The sequence below is a fragment of the Streptomyces sp. FH025 genome (assembly GCF_017427025.1).
Classification (GTDB): domain Bacteria; phylum Actinomycetota; class Actinomycetes; order Streptomycetales; family Streptomycetaceae; genus Kitasatospora.
Genome location: NZ_JAFLNG010000642.1, coordinates 1 through 4,440, shown reverse-complemented (window position 1 = coordinate 4,440; position 4,440 = coordinate 1). Strand labels below are relative to the sequence as shown.

The following is a 4,440-nucleotide window of genomic DNA, read 5'->3' as shown; positions in this document are numbered from 1 at the left end:
CGGATCGATGGAGCTCACGGTGAGTACAGCCGACCGGTTGCCGTGCGGTCGGCACCTCCCCCGGCTGCCTGCGGGACACCGCCAGGTACCACGGTTCGGGAGGGGGCAGACGGACGATCTTAGACCCGTCCGCCCCGGGGGACCAGTCCCGCAGGTCGCCGGGGCCCGTCCGCGCAGGTCACAGGTCCGCAACGTCGGCATCGCCCTGGACACCGCCGCGCGCGTGATCTTCCTCGGGCGCGACGGTGTCCGGTACTGATCGCTGACGCCGCCCGCCGTTTCCGGCGGGAACAGCCCGGGCCTGCCGCTACCGGCGCTTCCTGAAACCCCAGCGTGACCGTTCGACTCCCGTACCCTCCTGCTGCTGCGGGATCGGCGGGGAGGCGGCCTCCACCGGCCGGGATCCGGCCCCTTCGCTCGGGGTGGGGGAGTCGGCCGCGTACTCCGTGACGAAGTCCCGCACGCCGAGCAGCTGCGCGTTGATGCTGTCCCGTTTGCTGGTGATCTCGGCCAGCTCGCGCTGGGACTCACCGAGCACCTTCGTGGCCCTCACATTGGCCTCGGCGACGATGTCCTCGGACTGGCGCTGGGCCGTCTCGACGGTCTGGCGGGCCCGGCGCTCGGCGCTGGTGCGCAGCTCCTCGGCCTCCTTCCGCAGCGTCTCGGCCCGGTGCTCGATCTCGGTGAGGCGCTTCTCGGCCTTGGCCTGACGGGCGCTGAGGTCCCGTTCGGACTGCTCGCGGCGCTTGGCGAGGTTGGTCTCGAAGTCCAGCGCGGCCTGGGCGGCCTTGGTGCGGGTCTCCTCGAAGAGGGCGTCCGCGTCCTCACGCTTGTTCCGGGCGTGCCTGTCGGCTTCGGCGCGCAGCCGGTCCGCTTCGGTCTCCGCGTCGGTGATCTTCCGCCGGGCCTCCTCATCGGCCTGTTCCCGGAGTCGGGCGGCCTCGGCGCGGGCGGCGACCCTGAGCTGTTCCGCCTGCTCCTCCGTCTCGTCGAGCTGCCGGAGTCGTTCCTCGGACACCTGCATGGCCTCGGCCATGACGCGGCGCTGTTCCTCCTGTTCCCGGGCGATCCGCTCGCGTTCGACCGCGGTGTCCGCCTGTTCCAGCTCCACCTCCAGTTCGTGGCAGCGTTGCTCCGCCTCGGCCTGGGCCCGGCGGGCCTGTTCCAGTTCCTCGGTGAGGCGGTTGATCTCCCGGAGGAGGTTCTCGCGTTCCGCGGTGAGTGCCAGTGCCCTGCTCCGGTGCGTCTCGGCCTCGCCGGCCCGGGATTCGAGGGCGCGCATCTCCTCCTGCGCGATCGCCAGCCGCTGCTTATGGGTGGCGAGCTTCTGTTCCAGCTTGAGCACCTGTCTACGGGTGATCTCCCGTTCGTGCACCGCCGCCGCCAGGTTCTCGCTGGCCTTCAGCTTGGCGTAGCCCTTCGCGTTGGTCGCCTCCAGGGCGCTGCGGTGGAGTTCGGCGAGCCTGGCGGCGATCTCTATTTCGAGCCTCTCGTCCACCGCGTTCTGGAGCGCCCAGAACTCCACCAGGTCCTCGCGGAAGTGCTGCTCGGTGGGCACGCGTTCGCCGCTGAGGTAGCGGGAGATGGTGGCGGGCGAGTAGGGGCGGTTCGCGCTGAACTCGCGGTACGTCAGGTGGAGCGCGTCGAAGAGGGCCCGGAGCGGCTCGACGAAGTTCCGGACTTCGTGCGGGACTTCGACGCCGACGGCGTTGAGCGGCTTCGCCCTCGGCCGTTGGGAGGTGTTCCGTCTGACCTGTTCCTCGATCATCCGTACCAGATCCACTGCTGTTGACACCTCTCTGGGCCGCCCGCTGTTCCCGGTTCACGGAAACACCATGTTTCCGTAGAGCAACATCCCGCGACCGGCAGATCGTGGATCCGGCCGCTCACCGAGGGCGGCGCAGCACCCAGCGGTCAGTGAGCAGGAGGGGATCGGGATGTCCGATCACACGGATCACACGCCGGCGACCGGCGAGGGGAACGAGCGGGTGGAGCCGCGGGCGGAGGAGAGGGCCGAGGAGAGGGCGGTGACGCGGACCGCCGCCGACCGTACGGCCCTGGTCCTGCGGTTGGCCGTCCAGATCCTGGTCGTGGTCAACACGATCATCCAGGTGTACGGGGGCCATGCGGGCTGACGCGGGTCCGGCCGGCGTCCCGACCGCGGGTGCGGGGGGACGCCGGCCGGGACCGGTCGCGGGGCGTTCTCTCAGAGCACGTCGTCGGCGTCGATGATGCGGTACGCGTAGCCCTGTTCGGCGAGGAAGCGCTGCCGGTGGGCGGCGAAGTCCTGGTCCACGGTGTCCCGGGCGACCACCGAGTAGAAGTGGGCCGCGTGCCCGTCGGCCTTGGGGCGCAGGACGCGGCCCAGGCGCTGGGCCTCCTCCTGGCGGGAGCCGAAGGTGCCGGAGACCTGGATGGCCACGGTGGCCTCGGGCAGGTCGATCGAGAAGTTCGCGACCTTGGAGACCACCAGGACGCTGATCTCCTTGTTGCGGAACGCGTCGAAGAGCTTCTCGCGCTGGGCGTTGCTGGTCTCGCCCTTGATGACGGGGGCGTCCAGGGCCTCCCCGAGCTCGTCCAGCTGGTCGATGTACTGGCCGATGATCAGCGTCTGGTCGTTCTCGTGCTTCTTGACCAGCGCCTCCACCACCCGCCGCTTGGTCGCCGTGGTGGCGCAGAAGCGGTAGCGCTCCTCCGGCTCGGCGGTGGCGTACGCGAGCCGCTCGGAGTCGGTCAGGGTGACCCGCACCTCGCAGCAGTCGGCGGGCGCGATGTAGCCCTGCGCCTCGATCTCCTTCCACGGGGCGTCGAAGCGCTTGGGGCCGATCAGGCTGAACACGTCGCCCTCGCGGCCGTCCTCGCGCACCAGCGTGGCGGTCAGGCCGAGCCGGCGGCGGGCCTGGAGGTCGGCGGTGAACTTGAAGACCGGCGCGGGCAGCAGGTGCACCTCGTCGTAGACCACCAGGCCCCAGTTGCGGGCGTCGAACAGCTCCAGGTGGGCGTAGACGCCCTTCCGCTTGGTGGTCATCACCTGGTAGGTGGCGATGGTGACCGGGCGGATCTCCTTCTTCGTGCCGCTGTACTCGCCGATCTCGTCCTCGGTGAGCGAGGTGCGCTTGACCAGCTCGTGCTTCCACTGGCGGGCCGAGACGGTGTTGGTGACCAGGATCAGCGTGGTCGACTTGGCGTGCGCCATCGCGGCCGCGCCGACCAGCGTCTTGCCGGCGCCGCAGGGCAGCACGACCACGCCCGAGCCGCCGTGCCAGAAGCCCTCGACGGCCTGCGCCTGGTACGGGCGCAGCTGCCAGCCGTTCTCCTCCAGGTCGATCGGGTGCGCCTCGCCGTCCACGTACCCGGCGAAGTCCTCGGCGGGCCAGCCGAGTTTGAGCAGCACCTGCTTGATCTGCCCGCGCTCGGAGGGGTGCACCACCACGGTGTCCGGGTCGACCCGGGCGCCGACCAGCGGGGCGATCTTCTTGGAGCGCAGCACCTCCTCCAGCACCGGCCGGTCGGTGGTGGTGAGCACCAGGCCGTGCGTGGGGTGCTTGACCAGCTGGAGCCGCCCGTACCGGCCCATGGTGTCCGCCACGTCCACCAGCAGCGCGTGCGGCACCGGGTAGCGCGAGTACGTCACCAGGGCGTCCACCACCTGCTCGGCGTCGTGCCCGGCCGCCCGCGCGTTCCACAGCCCGAGCGGCGTCACCCGGTACGTGTGCACGTGCTCGGGCGCCCGCTCCAACTCGGCGAACGGCGCGATGGCCCGACGGCAGTCGGCGGCCTTGGGGTGGTCGATCTCCAGGAGGAGAGTTTTGTCGCTCTGGACGATGAGTGGTCCGTCGTTCACGCGGGGGAGCCCTCCACTGGCTGACCGGCTGGATTGACCGGCTGGATTGACGCAGACCCTCCAGTGTCGCTCATCGCGGGTGTCGCGCGGGAGGCTGCTTCGAGTGACCAGGGGGCGGGCTCGGTCGTTGAGGGGGGCATGAAGAACTCGAAGCGTGTTCTCACCGCTCTCGCCCTGATGGGCTCGGCCCTCGCCGCCACCGCCTCCTCGGCCGGTTCCGCGCATGCGCTCGCGGGGATCGGGGAGGGGCCCGGCGGGTTGTTGGCGGCTCCCGGATTCCTGATCGCGGAGACCGCCACCGGGGGGTCGATGCCGATCGGGCAGTCGCAGATCGGCAGCCTGGCGGACAAGGTGGTCCAGGAGAAGATGAAGGAGGGACAGGGTCACTGACGCGGGGTCAGCGGTCCGCGGCTCTCCGCCCAGGGGCTATTCGTCCAGTTCCGCGACGCCGGTGATGCGGTGGAGGGCGAAGGTGCGGAGTTCGTCGGCGTGGTGGTCGAAGGCGGTGACGAAGCCGCCTTCGACCTTGACCGGGTCGATGATGCGCTGGCTGGCGATGCCCTCGGCGTTGAGGTAGCCGATCCACATGCGCTCGC

General features: G+C 70.4%; 5 protein-coding genes. 2 read left to right on the top strand and 3 right to left on the bottom strand.

The genetic code is table 11. The features are described from left to right. Positions 1 to 307: 307 nt before the first annotated feature. Positions 308 to 1,783, bottom strand: coding sequence for a hypothetical protein (locus tag J0670_RS31170; RefSeq protein ID WP_243437787.1), 1,476 nt, complete (start codon positions 1,781 to 1,783; stop codon positions 308 to 310). A gap of 154 nt (positions 1,784 to 1,937) precedes the next feature. Here J0670_RS31170 and J0670_RS31165 point away from each other — a divergent pair, with 154 nt between their 5' ends. Continuing rightward, the gene (locus J0670_RS31165; RefSeq protein ID WP_207815208.1) at positions 1,938 to 2,135 is read left to right on the top strand and encodes a hypothetical protein; all 198 of its coding nucleotides are present in this window, start codon (positions 1,938 to 1,940) and stop codon (positions 2,133 to 2,135) included. Positions 2,136 to 2,206: 71 nt separating this feature from the next. Here the strand turns inward: J0670_RS31165 and J0670_RS31160 are convergent, their stop codons facing one another. After that, positions 2,207 to 3,844 carry a DNA repair helicase XPB gene (locus J0670_RS31160; RefSeq protein WP_207815206.1) on the bottom strand — a complete coding sequence of 546 codons (1,638 nt, stop codon included), beginning with the start codon at positions 3,842 to 3,844 and terminating at the stop codon, positions 2,207 to 2,209. 138 nt (positions 3,845 to 3,982) lie between these two features. Between J0670_RS31160 and J0670_RS31155 the strand changes: the two genes are divergently transcribed. Next, entirely contained in the window at positions 3,983 to 4,234 is a 252-nt protein-coding gene (locus J0670_RS31155) for a hypothetical protein (RefSeq protein ID WP_207815204.1), read from the top strand. A 36-nt stretch (positions 4,235 to 4,270) separates the two neighbouring features. Here J0670_RS31155 and J0670_RS39635 read toward each other — a convergent pair. Next, on the bottom strand, positions 4,271 to 4,440 hold a 170-nt coding region (locus J0670_RS39635; protein WP_243437788.1), incomplete at its 5' end, for a WYL domain-containing protein.

What these genes read in the sequence shown, in the direction of transcription:
- J0670_RS31165 (WP_207815208.1), top strand. Translation starts at nt 1,938, where the DNA reads ATGTCCGATCACACGGATCACACGCCGGCGACCGGCGAGGGGAACGAG.
- J0670_RS31155 (WP_207815204.1), top strand. Translation starts at nt 3,983, where the DNA reads ATGAAGAACTCGAAGCGTGTTCTCACCGCTCTCGCCCTGATGGGCTCG.